Origin of the sequence: Arcobacter venerupis, assembly GCF_013201665.1 — a bacterium.
Taxonomy (GTDB): domain Bacteria; phylum Campylobacterota; class Campylobacteria; order Campylobacterales; family Arcobacteraceae; genus Aliarcobacter; species Aliarcobacter venerupis.
The window spans coordinates 931,788-948,955 of record NZ_CP053840.1 but is presented as its reverse complement, the minus strand read 5'-3'; the positions used below and the strand labels follow the sequence as shown (position 1 = coordinate 948,955).

The window sequence follows — 17,168 nt, the reverse complement described above, 5'->3', positions numbered from 1 at the left end:
TTTAACTCCTAATCAACTTATTTATTCCACTAAAATATCCTAGTAATAAAAATAAACTTATCAAAATAAAATTTACTACCAAATTTGAATATTCGTAACTAATAACAGTAAATGATGTAGCAATTATAAAAAATATAGCTATTTTTAGATAATCAAATTCAAATTTTTGTAACTTTTGAGCCATAAAAAATACAATAGTCCCATATAAGAAAAAACTTGCCAATGTTGACCAAGCAGCTGCATACATCCCATATTTTGGAACAAATATAAAATTCAGACCAAGGTTAACTATAGCGGGTATATATCCACTAATACTTATCCAAAAAGATTTTTTGTAATACACTAGTGCATTAGCAAACATTTTTCGAATTGCTAAAAATACAAACCCCATAGATAATATTGATATAAGTAAATAATCTCCTCTATAATGTTCTGGAAAAAAAGAATCAATTATAAAAGGCATAAATAATACCATACTCAAATATACTGATAAAAGGAAAAAGGTCATAACTGTAAAGTAAGATTTCATTTTATCTATATTCTCCTGTGTCTTTTCTTTCATCAAAGCCATGAATATAGGTCCATATGCAGTATCTATTGCTTGCATAATAAATTGTATTATCATAGTTAATTGTACAAGAAAAGAATATTTACCCGCCATAGATAAAGATACATAATAAGTGATGATGTATCTATCACTAAGTGTAAATATCCATCCACTAAATGAAGCTGGCATATAACCTAATGCATACTTAAAGTTCTTTTTAAAAGTAGTTTTTTTAAAGATAAATAACTTTAACAATCCTTCTTTTTTCATAAGATTTATATGTATAAACATTACAACAAATCCAACTAAAAACTGAGCTATAAAAAAAGAATGAATTCCTAAATCAAATACAATTAAAGATATTAAAACTACAACTTGAGTCACAAAAAATGCACTTGTAGTAATAGATAACAATTTTCGAGTATAATGCCTAGACTGCATAAGAGATGTATTTAAAGCGACAAACTGCTGAAATAAGACTATAAAAGGTAATAGAAAAGCTATAAGTAGCTCTTGAAAACCCCAGCTATCAATCAAATAATAAACACCAACACCAGATAAGCCTAAATAAAATATATTCCAAACTATAAATACTGTAAAAATAGTACTTGTAAGCAACATAAGTCTTTTTTTAGAAGTATTATAATCATAAATAAATCTTCCATACGCAGCATCAAGACTAAATGTAGCAAAAAGATACATAATCATTTGTGCTGACTGAATATTCGTATACAGACCATATTCATCAAGTGATAAGTATCTTGTGATAATAGGAAGTAGAATAAACCCTGTAGCTTTAGTGAGCAAACTTACTAGAAAGTATCCACTTCCATGTTTAAATATTTTATTAAACTGATTACTTGTTTTCAAATTTATTTCTTCTCTAAAACTACAATAATTTTATCAGTATACTTAATAGGAATTACATAGCCAGATAATTTATCAAAAACTTTTAAAAAAAAATTTTTTTCTTTTTTTGGTTTTGTTTTCCAAGAGCTATATCCAAAATAATCACTAATATAACTACTGCTAAAAGCTTTTACGTCTAAAATATTCAGCTTATATTTATTAGCTAAAAAAATAATGGTTTCTATATTTATAAATACATTAAAATCAACTACTCTAATATGATAAGGGTATTTAATATAATAACTTGAACTAGATTGATTAAACTTTAATACTAGTTTTCCATTGTTTTCAAGTAAATCAATAGCCTTTTCAAAAAAATCTATTAAATTAGGCATATAATAAATATTCTCAAAACTTGTAATAATATTGTATTTTTGTTCAAGTTCTTTAGGAATTTTATTTGGGAAAAGTCCATAATAACATTGTAAGTTTTGTTTTTGTGCAAATTCTATAGTATCTTCTTGGATATCAATTCCAAAAACATTATTAATATTATTACTTTTTAAAGCTTTTAAAAACGCTCCATTTGAACATCCTATATCTAAAATTTTTGATGTATCACTTGCATATATTTTTATTATTTCCATTATAGGATTATTTGCAAAAGACATTACATTTTGATTGAAATAATCTTTATTAGTTATTTTATTATAATCTTCAGAATTAGTACTATAATCATTTAAAATAGTAAAGGCTTTATAGATTGCTTTACAATTTTCACATTTAAAAAATGAGTATTTTTGTTTATTTACAATATATAATTTATTATTACAAATACTACATATCATTATTTTGTTCTTTTTTTAGTATAAATAGATTGGCGGAAGAGAACCCTTTAGAAGCAAGCCATTTTCTAAAAGATAAGAATTTGAAAGGAAAAATCTTATGAACACTGTATGCGATAGTACTTACTTCAATATTGACAATTTGTAAATTATTTTTATTAAATATTTTGCTCCATGAAGTAGTTTTCCAGTTTTTAAAACAATTTAATCTATTATTTATCCCATGTCCAGTTCCCCAAAATAAATTATATGGATTAATAAACAAAATAAAATTTTTAAAAAACCGTAATATATTTTTATTTTTAAAAGGTTTATATTTTAAATAAAAATATCCATTTAAATATAAAAATATACCTCTAAAATAAGATAAAGGTTGAACTAATGTAGTAAAAAACATTATTCCAGTAGAAGGAACTAAATGATACATATATCCATCATTTTTTAAAAGTCTTTTGAATTCTCCTAGTGCACTGTTGATATTTTCAATATGTTCTAATACATGGACTGAAATTATTACATCATATTGACTATTTTGTAATTGTGTGGATTGTCCGTCAAGCTTTAAAACATTAGTGTATTGAGGGTAACGTGGCTCTATATCTGATGCTGTTACATTTAAACCATATTTTTCTTTTAATACATAAGCTATATAACCATCTCCACTTCCAATTTCCAATATTTTTTGATTTTTATTTAACCTTAAGGCTAATAATTCTATTTCTTTGTCTCGTACATAATGTGTCCACTCAGGATACAAAAATTTATAATATTTATTTTGATTTTTTATTAAAACTGCTTTGATTTTAGCTAAATCACCAATATTTTTTGTATGCATTGTATAAGTATTAGATATTTTATATTCATTCATTATTTAATCTTTTGTTATTTTAATTTCATAGTTTAATAATAAAATTACTTTAGTGTTTTTATTTTCATAAATCAATAAATCACAATTATTTTTTTCAATATATTGTGTATCATACACAATATATTCGTGAAAAATATTACTATTTTTTAATATATTCTTATTTTTATAATAAATCACTGGGTCTGTGTCATAGCATTTAATAGTTTTTTCTTTAAGTAAAACTATATTATCTAAATAAAAACTACTATTTACTACAACTATATTTTCTATATCTGTGCTTTTGAAAATATCATCTAACTCTTTTATCTCGAAACTTTCAGCAGGTTCTATAAAAAAACTTTTTATTAGTTTTTTAAACTTACGACAGTAAAGTCTTAAATACTCTTTAGTAATATTTACATCTTTTCGCCCATATTTATAACATTCTATTAAATACTCAGGATAAGTTCTATGTACACCTTTTGCATGCCAAACTGTTCCGATATTTGTATATTGTGTGTCATTATATATATTATCTAATGCAAAAAAGTTTATCTTATCCTTCATCTCTATATAGGTAGTAAATTCCATCTCTTGGTCTATACATGTTATAACTTTTGCTTCCTCTACAAAAATCACTGGATCTTTTTTTGTATCTAAATAGTTTTGAATATTTTGCTTCAGCTTTTTTGAATATTCAGCCATAACTAAATTATTTTTCATAACTACACAACCATTATTCATAATACCTCCAAACTCTTCAGAAGTAGGTCCTTTTATACGATTAAAAGGATGGTATCTAAACATCAAGTCATGCTTTTCTAGTTGAGAATATAAATCTTTTAAACTATCTTTTAAAACTATATCTGCATCAAGATATATAATATCTTCTTTGATTTTAGTCTCATTTAATAACCAATCAAAAACAAAAGTCATCATCACATACATATATGATTTATGTTGTTCTTTTGGCACATCAAAAATTCTAAAATCTATAATTACGTTAGGATTCCAATTTAAAATGTCTTTTTTAACATGTTCATCACAATTAACTAAAAATAGATATATTTTTTCATCTGGCATATATTTATATATACTGGCAAGTAAATATCTAGCTTCTTTATAGAGATATGTTTTATCTACGATAGTGGTAATCATTTCACAAACCTATTTAAAACTTCACAAACTTTCAAAATATCATCTTTTGTGTGAAAATATGATATTGGCAAACTAAGTGTTGTATTGTGTATCTCTTCACTAATTGGGTAATCACCATCAATAATACCTTTCATTGCTTTTTGTTTATGAGGTGCAAGAGGATAATGTATCTCTGTTTTAATATTATTATTTAATAAATATTCTTTAACTTCATCTCTTTTAGAATGTCGTATATTAAAAATATGATATACATCAAAATAATCTGTATCAACAACAGGTTTTACAAAATTGTCATTTAGATTATCCATGTACATTTTTGCAAGTTCCCTTTTATGGTTTGTTATCTCATTAAGCATTTGTAGTTTTATAGATAAAAATCCTGCTTGTACTTCATCTAATCGTGAGTTATATCCTAGAACATCATTATAGTACTTTGTAGAGCTTCCATAGTTTCTGAGAGCTTTGATTTTGTTTACATAGTTCTTATCATCACATGTAATAGCTCCAGCATCACCTAATGCACCAAGATTTTTAGTAGGGTAAAAGCTAAAGCAGCCAATACCAAAACTTCCTACTTTTTGATTCTTATATTTCGCACCGTGGGCTTGAGCACAATCTTCGATGATTTTTAAATCATATTTCATGGCTATTTGGCTTATTTTATCCATCTCACATGCTTTTCCATATAGATGTACTACTAAAATAGCTTTTGTTTTATTTGTGATTTTTTCTTCTATTTTCACACTATCAATATTGTATGTTGCTATATTTGGTTCGACTAGTACTGGCTTAAATCCATTTCTTACTATTGCCATGATTGTTGCTATGTAGGTATTAGATGGAACAATAATCTCGCTTTCTTTTGGGAAATCAAATGCATCGATTGCAATAATCAAAGCATCAAGCCCAGAAGCTAATCCAACACAATAGTTTGTAGTACAAAAATTGGCAAATTCTTTTTCAAATTTATTCACTTGGCTTCCTAAAATATACCAGCCACTTTTCATAAAGACATCAAAGTTTTCTTTATATTTATCAAATAGTTTTTCATTAACTTTTTGTAAATTTTCATATTCAATCATTTAGTACTCTTCATCAATATAATCATCTTTATCATAAAACTCCGAAGAAAAAACCAACAAAGTAGAACCTTCTGAAAATTTATCCATAGTATGCCAATCTTCTGGCTCTAATATCAAACATTTAGTAGGGCTATCTAGTAAAAAAATCTCTTCTTTTTGTCCATTATTTACATATACTTCACAGCTTCCACCTAAGCTCATCAATGCTTGTATAGTTTTTTTGTGCCTATGACCACCTCTTTTAGAAGTAACATCGTAGATATAGTAAAATCTTTTTATTTCGAAAGGAAGTATTTTTTCTACTACAGTTAAACTTCCTCTTTCATCACTAAATTTTTGTAAATTAATTATTCTAGCCATTTAATTTAACACTCCACAAAAATCCAAATCAGTCTTAATATCCAGTTTTTTAAACTCTTTATGCCCTACCAAAAAAGTAACTATATCAGCGTTCTCTAATGCTTCTTTGTAATCTACTATTTCAAACTCTTTATGACTATCTATATTTGGCTCTACAGCTAACACATATATGCCATCAGTTTTTAGTCTTCTAGTTATATATAAAGCTGGTGATTCTCTTAAGTCATCAATATCAGGTTTAAAAGCCAGTCCCATACAAGCAACTTTTGCTTTTCTTCCATTCTCAGATTCAAACTTCAAAGCTGCATTTTTTATCTTCTCTATAGCCCACTCAGTTTTATATGTATTTACTTCTCTTGCTGTTCTTATCATCTTTGCCATTTCACCACCTGCATGTACAATAAACCATGGATCTACAGCTATACAGTGACCTCCAACTCCAGCTCCTGGTTGAAGTATATTTACTCTTGGGTGTCTATTTGCCAGAGATATAAGCTCCCATACATTTATATCAAACTTATCACAAAGCATTGATAACTCATTCGCAAAAGCTATATTAGTATCTCTAAATGAATTTTCAGTTAGTTTTGCCATTTCTGCAGTTCTTGCATCTGTTGAAAGAACTGCTCCACTTACAAAAGTCTCATAAAACTCTACAGTTTTTGCAGTTGCTGCAGGAGTTAATCCACCTACAATTCTATCATTTTCAACAAGTTCTCTCATAATATAACCAGGAAGTACTCTTTCAGGACAATGAGAAATATAAAGTTTATTAGTATCTACATTCTCAGCTCTTAAAGTTTCTTCTACTAGTTCAGTAGTTCCAACAGGGGATGTTGATTCTAGAATTACGATATCACCGTCTTTTACATAAGGAGATATTGCTTTTGTTGCAGATACAACATAGTCAACATTAGGTACATATCCTTCATGAAATGGAGTAGGCACAGCTATGATAAACACATCAGCAACATCAGGAAGTAAACTAGCTTTTAGTTTTCCACTATTTACAGCACTTTGTACAAATGTATCAAGTTCTGGCTCTACTATATGAATTTTACCTTGATTGATTGTATCAACAGTACTTTGAACAACATCCACACCATGTACATTATATCCTCTATTTGCTAATAATGCAGCTGTAGGAAGTCCTATATATCCAAGTCCAATCACACATATTTTTTTATTTTGATTCATACTACTTCACATCCTTAATAAAATTAACAATTCTCTCACAAGCCTTACCATCTCCATAAGGATTATGTGCTTTACTCATTTTCTCATACTCTTCTTTATTATCTAAAAGTTTTTGTGCTTCTTTGATAATAGATTCTCTATTTGTTCCAACTAATTTTACTGTTCCTGCTTCAACTGCTTCTGGTCTTTCTGTTGTATCTCTCATTACAAGAACTGGTTTACCAAGAGATGGAGCTTCTTCTTGTACTCCACCTGAGTCAGTGATTATAAAATATGCTTTATTCATCATATAAATAAACTGTTCATATTGAAGTGGTTCTATTAAATATACATTTGAGGTATTTGAAAGTATTTCATTTACTGGTTTTTGAACATTTGGATTTAAATGTACTGGATAAACTATATCAATATCAGGATTATTTAGTGCAAGAGTTTTTAATGCTTCACAAATATTTACAAATCCTTGTCCAAAATTTTCTCTTCTATGTCCAGTTACAAGTATAATTTTTTTATTTTCATCTATTTTATATTGAGAGTTTATATTATTTAATATTTTACTTTTTAATTCATCATTATTCTCTATTTTATCTAATGCTAAAAAGAGTGCATCAACAACTGTATTACCAGTTACAATAATATCATTTGGATTTTTATTTTCTTTTAGAAGATTATTGGCACTAGTTGATGTTGGAGCAAAATGATAGTTAGCTAATACACCAGTTATTTGTCTATTTGCTTCTTCTGGCCAAGGACTATACATATCACCTGTTCTCAAGCCTGCTTCTACATGTCCTATTTTTATTTTATTATAAAAAGCAGCTAATGAAGAGGCGCTTGTAGTTGTAGTATCACCATGAACTAAAACAACATCAGGATTAAAATCATTTAGAACATCTTTTAATCCTAAAAGAACATTAGTAGTTACATCAAAAAGATCTTGTCCTGTTTTCATAATATTCAAGTCATAATCAGGCTTTATATCAAACATTTCAAGAACTTGATCTAGCATCTCTCTATGTTGTGCTGTTACACATACTTTTGATTCTATTGTTGGCTCATTTTCAAATGCTTTTACTAATGGTGCCATTTTTATTGCTTCTGGTCTTGTTCCAAATATTAATAATAGTTTTTTCATTTTATTTAACTCCATATTTATTTAAATACCAATTAATAGTTTTAACTATCCCACTATCAAAATTTTCATCTGCTTTCCAACTAAGTTCATTTTCAAGTTTTGTTGCGTCAATTGCATATCTTCTATCATGTCCTGCTCTATCTTCTACAAAAGTAATTAATTCAGAATATGATTCTTTTTTGGGTACTTCTTTATCTAAAATACTGCAAATTATATTTACAATTTGCAGATTTGTTCGTTCATTTCCTCCACCAATATTATAAGTTTCGCCTTTTTTACCAATGTGATAAACTAAATCTATTCCCTTACAATGATCAAGTACATATAACCAATCTCTAATATTCTTTCCATCACCATAGATTGGAATAGAATTTCCTTTTAGAGCATTTCTAATAATTGTAGGAATTAATTTTTCATCATGTTGTTTTGGTCCATAATTATTTGAACAATTTGTAATTACTGTATTCATTCCATATGTTTCAGTATATGCTTTTACTATCATATCACTACTTGCTTTTGTTGCTGAATAAGGTGAGTTTGGAGCATAAGGTGTTGATTCAGTAAACATATCTTCTGGATTTAAAGAAAGTGTTCCATATACTTCATCAGTTGAAATATGATGAAATCTTGCATTTTGATATTTTTCTTTATATAAAAATGGTTTTTCCATCCAATAGTTTTTTGAAACATCAACAAGTGTATAAGTTCCAGTTACATTTGTTTGGACAAATACCCCTGGATTTTTAATAGAGTTGTCCACATGTGATTCTGCTGCAAAATGAATTACACCTTTTATATCATATTCAGAAAATATAAATTCAACTAATTCTCTATTACAAATGTCACCTTTTATGAATTTATATCTTGGGTTTGTTTCACACTCTTTTAGATTTTCAAGGTCTCCTGCATAAGTTAATAAATCTAAATTTATTAGATTATATTCTGGATATTTATCTAAAAAATATGAAACAAAGTTTGATCCTATAAATCCAGCTGTTCCTGTTAGCAATATATTCTTCATTTATTTCTCTTTAATCAAATCTATTAGATATTGTCCATATCCATTTTTAGATAATGGTTTCGCAATTTTTAATACTTGTTCTTTTGAAATCCATTTATTGTTATAGGCTATTTCTTCCAAACAAGCTATTTTATAACCTTGTCTATGTTCAATTGTTTGTACAAATTGGCCAGCTTCAATCAAACTATCATGAGTTCCTGTATCTAACCAAGCAAATCCACGTCCTAGAAGTTCAACTTTTAGTTTATCTCTTTTTAGATATTCTTCATTTACTGTTGTAATTTCTAGTTCTCCTCTTGGTGATGGTTTTACATTTTTTGCAATTTCTATTACTTCATTATCATAAAAGTATAATCCAGTTACTGCAAAGTTTGATTTTGGTTTAGTTGGTTTTTCTTCAATACTAATTGCTTTTTTATTTTCATCAAATTCAACTACACCAAATCTTTCAGGGTCTTTTACTTGATATCCAAATACAACTGCACCATCTTTTATTGAAGATGCTGCTTTAAGCATAGGAGAAAAGCCTTGTCCATAGAATATATTATCTCCAAGGATTAAACAAACACTATCTCTTCCTATAAAATCTTCCCCTAAAATAAATGCTTGTGCTAGCCCATCAGGGTTTGGTTGTATTTTATACTCTAAACTAATACCCCAATCACTACCATTTCCTAATAGTTCTTCAAATTTTCCAATATCTTGAGGAGTAGAAATAATTAATATTTCTTTAATTCCTGCAAGCATTAGAACAGATAAAGGATAATAAATCATTGGTTTATCATAAATAGGAAGTAGTTGTTTGCTTATAGTTTTTGTTACTGGATAAAGTCTTGTTCCACTTCCTCCTGCTAATATTATCCCTTTCATTTATTACAATCTTCCATCACTATTTTTTAAAATACTTTTAATATCATAAACAACTTGATCTTTATTATCAAAAGTTAAAGTTTTATATTTTTCATGTGAAACAGCCATTACAATAGCTTCATAGTCATCAAAGTTAACATTATTCTCTAAGTTTAGATTGTATTCATTTTTTACTTCAGCTTTATCAGCCCAATAATCAGATACTGTTATATCACATCCAAACTCTTGTAGTTCAGAAATAACATCTATTACTCTTGAGTTTCTAATATCTGGGCAATTTTCTTTAAAAGTAATTCCAAGCACAAGTACTTTTGAACCTTCTATTTTATGACCTTTTTTTATCATAAGTTTAATTACTTGATTAGCTACATAGATTCCCATATTATCATTTAATCTTCTTCCAGATAGAATGATTTCTGGGTTATATCCTACTTGTTGAGCTTTATGAGTTAAATAATATGGGTCTACTCCTATACAATGTCCACCAACTAATCCTGGCCTAAATGGTAAAAAGTTCCATTTTGTTCCAGCTGCTTCAAGTACATCATTTGTATTAATTCCTAACTTATTAAAAATAATTGCTAGTTCATTTACAAATGCGATATTTATATCTCTTTGAGAATTTTCTATTACTTTTGCAGCTTCTGCAACTTTGATTGTGGGAGCTAAGTGAGTACCTGCAGTTATAATACTTGCATATAGTTCATTCACTTTGATACCAATCTCAGGAGTTGAACCTGATGTTACTTTTAGAATTTTTGTAACTGTATGTTCTTTATCACCTGGATTGATTCTCTCAGGAGAATATCCACAAAAGAAATCAACATTATATTTCATATTTGAGAATTTTTCTAAAACTGGAACACAGTCTTCTTCTGTAGCTCCTGGATAAACAGTTGATTCGTAGATAACGATATCATCTTTTTTAAGCACTTTTCCAATTGTTTCGCTTGCTTTTATTAAAGGAGTTAAGTCTGGTCTTTTATTTTTATCTATTGGTGTTGGAACGGTAACTATATAAATATTACAATCTCTAATATCATTTATGTTTAAAGAAAATTTCATACCATTTTTGATAGCTTCTTTTACTTGAGATTCATTTAGCTCCAAAGTTCTATCATAACCAGATGATAATTCATCAATTCTCCATTGTGATATGTCAAATCCAACTACTTCATATTTTTCAGAAAAAGCATGAGCTAAAGGAAGTCCTACATAACCAAGACCAATTACACAAATTTTTATATTATTTACATTTGTCATTTAATTTATTTCCTTTAATATCATTTATATACCAACTAAGAGATTCTTTTAAACCTTCTTCTAAGTTATGTGTTGGTTCATATCCTAAAAGTTGTTTTGCTTGATCTATATTTGCATTTGAGTGTCTTATATCTCCAGCTCTAAAATCCCTATATATCGCATCTTTGATTTTTAGGTTAGGAAGTTTTTCTTCTAAACCATTTTTAATAGCAGAAAAAAGATTATTTAGAGTCTCTCTTCCTGATGCGGCTGTATTATAAGCTTTTGCAAAAGCCTGAGAGTTTGTTGTAGTTCCAGCCAATATATTTGCTTGAACTACATTATCAATATAAGTAAAATCTCTTGAAGTTTCTCCATCACCATTTATAAATACATCTTCACCATTTATCATTTGAGATATCCATTTTGGCATAACAGCCGCATAAGCGCCATTTGGATCTTGTCTTTTACCAAATACATTGAAATATCTAAGTCCTATTGATTCGAAATTATAACATTTATAAAAAACACCCATATAAAGTTCATTTACGTATTTAGTAACTGCATAAGGTGAAAGAAGATTTCCTGTTCTTGCCTCTACTTTTGGAAGTTCTGCAGAATCACCATAAACAGATGAACTTGATGCATAAACAAATCTTTTTACACCATTATCTTTAGCTGCTGTAAGCATATTTAAAAATCCACTTACATTCGAAGCATTTGTATTAACTGGATTATCAATAGATCTTGGAACTGAACCAAGTGCAGCTTGATGAAGAATTACATCTATATTTTTAGTAACTTCATTACAAGTTTCATAGTTTCTAATATCACCTTCAATAAAAGTAAAGTTGTTCCATTGATTCTTAGATACAGAATTCTTTACATGTTCAAGATTGTATTTATGACCTGTTTCGAAATTATCAAGGCCTACTACTTTTTGATTTAATTTTAGTAATTCTTCTGCTAAATTTGAACCAATAAATCCAGCTACGCCTGAAACAAGCCAAGTTTTTGGATTAACTAATAATTCTTTTTTTATTTCATCATATTTCATTTATTATATTCCTTCACACAAAATCATTTTTACTATAATATTAATTTTCCTTAATATTTAATAAGTTTATTATCTCACATATCAATTTTAATTATATCCATCAGGATTATTACTTTGCCATTTCCAGCTATCAATACACATATCTTCAATTGTTTTTTTAGCTTCCCAATCAAAAATCTCTTTTGCATAGCTTGGATTTGAATAACAAGTTGAGATATCTCCCTCTCTTCTTTCTACTATTTTGTATGGTATAATTTTCCCACTTGCTTTTTCAAATGCTTTTACCATATCTAATACGCTATAACCTATTCCTGTTCCTAAATTTACAATCAAAGGTTCAATTCTAGTTTTTTTATTTAAATAATCAATTGCTTTGACATGTCCACAAGCTAAATCAACCACATGGATATAATCTCGAACACCTGTTCCATCAGCACTATCATAATCTCCACCAAAAATACTCAAGAATTCTCTTTTACCTACAGCTGTTTGTGCTATAAAAGGCATAAGATTATTTGGAATTCCATTTGGATCTTCTCCAATAGTTCCACTTTCATGGGCACCAACTGGATTAAAATATCTTAATATTGCTATTTGAAAAGAGTTATCACTTGAATAAAGGTCTTTTAATATCTCTTCTATAAAATATTTTGTTCTACCATAAGGATTTGTAGTATTTCCTACTGAGAAATCTTCTTTTATTGGATTTGAACTTGGATTTCCATAAACAGTTGCTGAAGAGCTAAATACTATCTTTTTACAATTAAATTTTTCCATAACCTCTAATAAAACTAAAGTTCCTGTTATATTGTTATCATAATACTTTAAAGGTTCACAAACCGATTCACCTACAGATTTAAGTCCTGCAAAATGAATCACTGAGTCTATATCATATTTTTTAAAAACTTCTTCTAAAGCTTTTTTATCTCTAACATCACCTTCTTCAAAATAAATAGATTTATTTATAATCTTTTCTACTCTTTTTATACTTTCTTTTGATGAGTTTGATAAGTTATCAAATACAATAAAATCATAGCCTGATTTATCTAATTCAATAAGTGTATGAGAGCCGATATATCCAGCTCCACCCGTTATTAAAATTTTCAATTTATTTCTTTTCTTCTCTCATACTATTAATAAATTGCATGAAAAATACTAAAAAAAACGATAATATAATCCCTACAACAAAGAAAACTACAATAATAATTTTATTAGGTTTTATAGGTTCTTCATTTACCATAATATTTCCTATTATTTCACTGTTTTTTGCTATTGAATTTGTAAGTTTTAATTTTTCAAAATCTAAATTATTATTTAAATCATTTATTTTCTTCTCTAAATTCATATTTAATTCTATTTCTAATCTTTTTATGTCTTCATTAATTAAATTTTCTTTTTTCATCTCTAAATCTTTTAACTTAAGATTTAATATATTTTCTTTTTCTTTTTTTAAATTTTCTATCGTATTTTGTATACTTAAAATCAAATTCTGAGTATTTAAAAGCTGTACAGACATAAGCATATTTTGACTATTATCAGTTGATTTTTGATTTGTTATCTTCATACTATCATTTTGATACTCATTTAATTTTTTCTGATTAAATTCTAATTTATTTTCTATAGATTTCAACTCAACATTTTTAAGTAGGTCAATTTCTTGGTCTATCCGAGGGATTTGTTGTTCTTTTATTTTTTGTATACTTTGTTTTATATTAGGTTTATCTATAGTTTCAACATATAATAATTGACTTTCTATATTTTTTATATTTAAATTTGTTTTTAATATAAATTCATCTATTTTGTATTTATACTCATTTTGCAAAAATTCTACTACTTCTTTATTTTTTTTAATGGCTATTTCATTTGAATATGCTTGAGTTGTAATTTCTAAAAAATTATCAACTTTCTTAATACCTGATACAGCAGTTAAAATACCATCATCTTTTGTAATTTTTGATTCATTATTACCTGCAAAAATCAATCTAAGTTTTGTTTCTAAAATATTACTATTTTCAACTAAAGTAGAATTTATATAACCAATTCTAACTACAGATTTTACTTCATATATAGATTTTTTCATAGTAATATAAATTACACCTACTAAAGTTACAACTAAAGTTATAATTAATATAAAAAACTTTTTATTGTTAAGTATATGAAATAATTCTTTTAAATCTATTTCGTCTTCTAATATATGCTCTTTGTTTTGCAATGTAATTTCCTAAAATTAAGTTCGTGATTATATCTAATCAAATGACTCACTAATGACTCTTTTTTTCACATAAGGAGAATTTGTACCTATAATATTATTATTTAAATGAATTTATTATTATAAATGGCGATTATACAACCATTTATCTAATAACAAGTTTACACATTTCTACAAAATATCTGGTATATCAATATTTGTTTCTCTCTCAGTGTCTGCAATATTTTCAAACACCATCTCTATTGGCGAACTATTATGCTCATTCTCTTTATCAACAAATCTTGTAAGTGCTTTTTGGAAGTTAAGTTTTACAGTACCAATTGGTCCATTTCTTTGTTTTCCTATTATTACTTCTGCCTCTTCTTCTGGTTTATTTATAAATTTTGATTTATAATCTTCACCTTTATCTTTTGCTTCTTTCTCTTTTCTTGCTTCATCTCTCTCTTTATAAACATCATCCCTATAAACAAACATGATAATATCAGCATCTTGCTCAATTGCTCCAGATTCTCTTAAATCTGATAACATTGGTCTTTTATCTGGTCTATTTTCAAGTCCCCTATTTAACTGAGAAAGGGCAATAATAGGAATTTTCATCTCCCTTGCAAGCATTTTTAAACCCCTTGAAATATCAGAAACCTCTTGGTGTCTATCTTTATTTCCAGTTCCTTGCATTAGTTGAAGGTAATCGATGATAACAAGTTTTATATTATTAGATTCATTCTGAGCAAGTTTTCGCACTCTCGCACGAAGTTGATTAATATTAATACTTCCACCATCATCAACAAAAAGTTTTTTAGTATTTAAATCATCAAATGCACCACTTAAGTTAGTCCATTGTTGATCGTCCATATCACCTTTTCTAAGATTTTGTAATGGAATTGAAGTTTTAGCAGATAACATCCTTAACATTAATTGTTCTGCTGGCATTTCTAGGGAGAAAAATATTACACCTTTTCCAGCTTCAACATTTTTTAAAGCCATATTTAAAACAAGTGCTGTTTTCCCCATCGCAGGACGTGCAGCAATTATAATTAAATCCCCTGAGTTAAAACCTGTTGTTCTTCTATCAAGTGCCTCAAATCCGGTTGTTTCACCTATTAGATGTTTATTCCCCATCTTTTTCATTTGCTCTATATATGAAAGAGTATCATGAGTTATAGCTTTCATATCTTTTAATTCGCTAGTTGCAGAATCTGTAGAGATTTTATAAAGTTCACCTTGAATTGTATCAAGTGCTTCATTTGCACTCATTTCTTCTTCAATGGCTACTTTTTTTATTGTTGTTGCGAGTGTTGCTAACTCTCTTTTTACTGAACCATCTTTGATTTCTCTTACATATGCTAAAGTATTCGTAATTGGATTAGCTGATAAAATTTCTAATAAAATTGAGTCATCAACATCTTTTGCATCAACTCTTTTTCTTATAAATTCTTCATCAATGGGCATATCATCGTTATGAAGTTTTACCATTACCTCAAATATTTTTTTATGTGCAGGTAAATAAAAATCTTTAGGTTTTAATACGCCTAAAACATCTTCAAGTTCTTCAGGGTTAAATAAAATAGAACTTAAAACAGCTCTTTCTATATTTATACTATATACGCTATCCATTATTTTCTTTTTTCTGCTTCGATTTCAACTTCTTCTATAAATCTATTTATCAACGCATCTCCTGACAATTTGGCAATAATTTCACCTTTTTTCATTACAAGTCCGCTTCCTTTTCCAAAAGCAATTGCAACATCAGCAGATTTTGCTTCTCCGATTGCATTTACAACACAACCCATAACTGAAACATCAAGTGGAGTTTTTATATGTTTTGTTCTTTTTTCTATTTCACTAACTGCACTTACTAAATCTGCTTCAATTCTTCCACAAGTAGGACATGAAACAATATTCAAACCATCTTTTGCAATTCCAACATCTTTTAAAATTGCACGCCCTACTTTTATCTCTTCTTCAAGTTCTCCAGTCATTGAAACTCTTAAAGTATCACCTATTCCATCAAGTAAAAGTGAACCTAAAGCAATTGAAGATTTGATTGTTGAGTGAAATTGTGTTCCAGCTTCTGTTACTCCAAGGTGAAATGGATAGTTATTCATAGGTCTTAATCTTCTATAAGCTTCAACTGTTCTTTGAACATCACTAGCTTTTAGAGAAATTTTCATATTTGTAAAACCTAAATCTTCAAGATATTTGATATTATAATCAGCACTTGCAACCATACCCTCAGGTGTTTGTCCATATTTATCTTCAAACTGTTTTTCAAGCGACCCTGAATTTACTCCAATTCTAATAGGTATATTTCGCTCTATACAAGCCTTAACAACTTCTTGAACTCTTTTTCTATCTCCAATATTTCCAGGATTTATTCTAATACAATCTACAACTTCAGCAGCAATTAAAGCTAATTTATAATGAAAATGAATGTCTGCTACAAGTGGTAGTGAAACTTGTGATTTAATCTCTTTTAACGCTAAGGCTGCTTCCATATTTGGAACAGCAACTCTTACTATATCAGCACCAGCAAAATGTAAAGCTGTAATTTGTTCAACTGTTGCTTTTACATCTGATGTTTTTGTGAATGTCATTGATTGTACAGGAATAGCAGCATCGCCACCAATCGGTACATTTCCGACGAATATTTGTTTAGTTGGGTATCTTTTTATCATGGTGTGATTTTATCACAAATTTATTAATTCTAAATGAAAACCTTAATCAAAAGAAAAGTTATCTTTTAATACAA

The 17,168-nt window shown here is 27.8% G+C and carries 16 protein-coding genes; all 16 read right to left on the bottom strand.

Features of this window, described 5'->3' with window-relative positions; translation table 11 throughout:
* Position 1: 1 nt before the first annotated feature.
* The 16 genes from AVENP_RS04645 to ispG all read right to left on the bottom strand — a co-directional run bounded on the left by AVENP_RS04645 (position 2) and on the right by ispG (position 17,094).
* Entirely contained in the window at positions 2 to 1,417 is a 1,416-nt protein-coding gene (locus AVENP_RS04645; protein WP_128360277.1) for a lipopolysaccharide biosynthesis protein, read from the bottom strand.
* 2 nt (positions 1,418 to 1,419) lie between these two features.
* Positions 1,420 to 2,244, bottom strand: a complete 825-nt coding sequence (locus tag AVENP_RS04640) for a class I SAM-dependent methyltransferase (protein WP_128360276.1) — start codon at positions 2,242 to 2,244, stop codon at positions 1,420 to 1,422.
* Positions 2,234 to 3,109: a class I SAM-dependent methyltransferase gene (locus tag AVENP_RS04635; protein ID WP_128360275.1), complete on the bottom strand. Its 876-nt coding sequence runs from the start codon at positions 3,107 to 3,109 to the stop codon at positions 2,234 to 2,236. The genes AVENP_RS04640 and AVENP_RS04635 overlap by 11 nt, the downstream gene beginning before the upstream one ends.
* A gap of 3 nt (positions 3,110 to 3,112) precedes the next feature.
* The gene (locus tag AVENP_RS04630; protein ID WP_128360274.1) at positions 3,113 to 4,246 is read right to left on the bottom strand and encodes a hypothetical protein; all 1,134 of its coding nucleotides are present in this window, start codon (positions 4,244 to 4,246) and stop codon (positions 3,113 to 3,115) included.
* Positions 4,243 to 5,328: a DegT/DnrJ/EryC1/StrS family aminotransferase gene (locus tag AVENP_RS04625; protein ID WP_128360273.1), complete on the bottom strand. Its 1,086-nt coding sequence runs from the start codon at positions 5,326 to 5,328 to the stop codon at positions 4,243 to 4,245. The genes AVENP_RS04630 and AVENP_RS04625 overlap by 4 nt, the downstream gene beginning before the upstream one ends.
* Positions 5,329 to 5,688 (bottom strand): sugar 3,4-ketoisomerase, encoded by a 360-nt coding sequence (locus tag AVENP_RS04620; protein ID WP_128360272.1) that lies wholly within the window; start codon positions 5,686 to 5,688, stop codon positions 5,329 to 5,331.
* Positions 5,689 to 6,885, bottom strand: coding sequence for a UDP-N-acetyl-D-mannosamine dehydrogenase (gene wecC, locus AVENP_RS04615; RefSeq protein ID WP_128360271.1), 1,197 nt, complete (start codon positions 6,883 to 6,885; stop codon positions 5,689 to 5,691). It lies immediately after the preceding gene.
* A 1-nt stretch (position 6,886) separates the two neighbouring features.
* Positions 6,887 to 8,020: a non-hydrolyzing UDP-N-acetylglucosamine 2-epimerase gene (gene wecB, locus AVENP_RS04610; protein WP_128360270.1), complete on the bottom strand. Its 1,134-nt coding sequence runs from the start codon at positions 8,018 to 8,020 to the stop codon at positions 6,887 to 6,889.
* Position 8,021: 1 nt separating this feature from the next.
* Entirely contained in the window at positions 8,022 to 9,041 is a 1,020-nt protein-coding gene (gene rfbB / locus AVENP_RS04605) for a dTDP-glucose 4,6-dehydratase (RefSeq protein ID WP_128360269.1), read from the bottom strand.
* Positions 9,042 to 9,911 (bottom strand): glucose-1-phosphate thymidylyltransferase RfbA, encoded by an 870-nt coding sequence (gene rfbA / locus AVENP_RS04600; RefSeq protein ID WP_128360268.1) that lies wholly within the window; start codon positions 9,909 to 9,911, stop codon positions 9,042 to 9,044.
* 3 nt (positions 9,912 to 9,914) lie between these two features.
* On the bottom strand, positions 9,915 to 11,156 hold the full coding sequence (locus AVENP_RS04595; protein WP_275402704.1) for a nucleotide sugar dehydrogenase: 1,242 nt from the start codon (positions 11,154 to 11,156) through the stop codon (positions 9,915 to 9,917).
* A gap of 1 nt (position 11,157) precedes the next feature.
* Positions 11,158 to 12,210 (bottom strand): SDR family oxidoreductase, encoded by a 1,053-nt coding sequence (locus tag AVENP_RS04590; protein WP_128360266.1) that lies wholly within the window; start codon positions 12,208 to 12,210, stop codon positions 11,158 to 11,160.
* An 87-nt stretch (positions 12,211 to 12,297) separates the two neighbouring features.
* Positions 12,298 to 13,317, bottom strand: a complete 1,020-nt coding sequence (gene galE, locus AVENP_RS04585; RefSeq protein WP_128360265.1) for a UDP-glucose 4-epimerase GalE — start codon at positions 13,315 to 13,317, stop codon at positions 12,298 to 12,300.
* A gap of 1 nt (position 13,318) precedes the next feature.
* On the bottom strand, positions 13,319 to 14,422 hold the full coding sequence (locus AVENP_RS04580; RefSeq protein ID WP_128360264.1) for a Wzz/FepE/Etk N-terminal domain-containing protein: 1,104 nt from the start codon (positions 14,420 to 14,422) through the stop codon (positions 13,319 to 13,321).
* 168 nt (positions 14,423 to 14,590) lie between these two features.
* Positions 14,591 to 16,033: a replicative DNA helicase gene (locus tag AVENP_RS04575; protein WP_128360263.1), complete on the bottom strand. Its 1,443-nt coding sequence runs from the start codon at positions 16,031 to 16,033 to the stop codon at positions 14,591 to 14,593.
* Positions 16,033 to 17,094 carry a flavodoxin-dependent (E)-4-hydroxy-3-methylbut-2-enyl-diphosphate synthase gene (gene ispG, locus AVENP_RS04570; protein ID WP_128360262.1) on the bottom strand — a complete coding sequence of 354 codons (1,062 nt, stop codon included), beginning with the start codon at positions 17,092 to 17,094 and terminating at the stop codon, positions 16,033 to 16,035. Before ispG ends, AVENP_RS04575 begins: the two co-directional genes overlap by 1 nt.
* Positions 17,095 to 17,168: the final 74 nt, after the last annotated feature.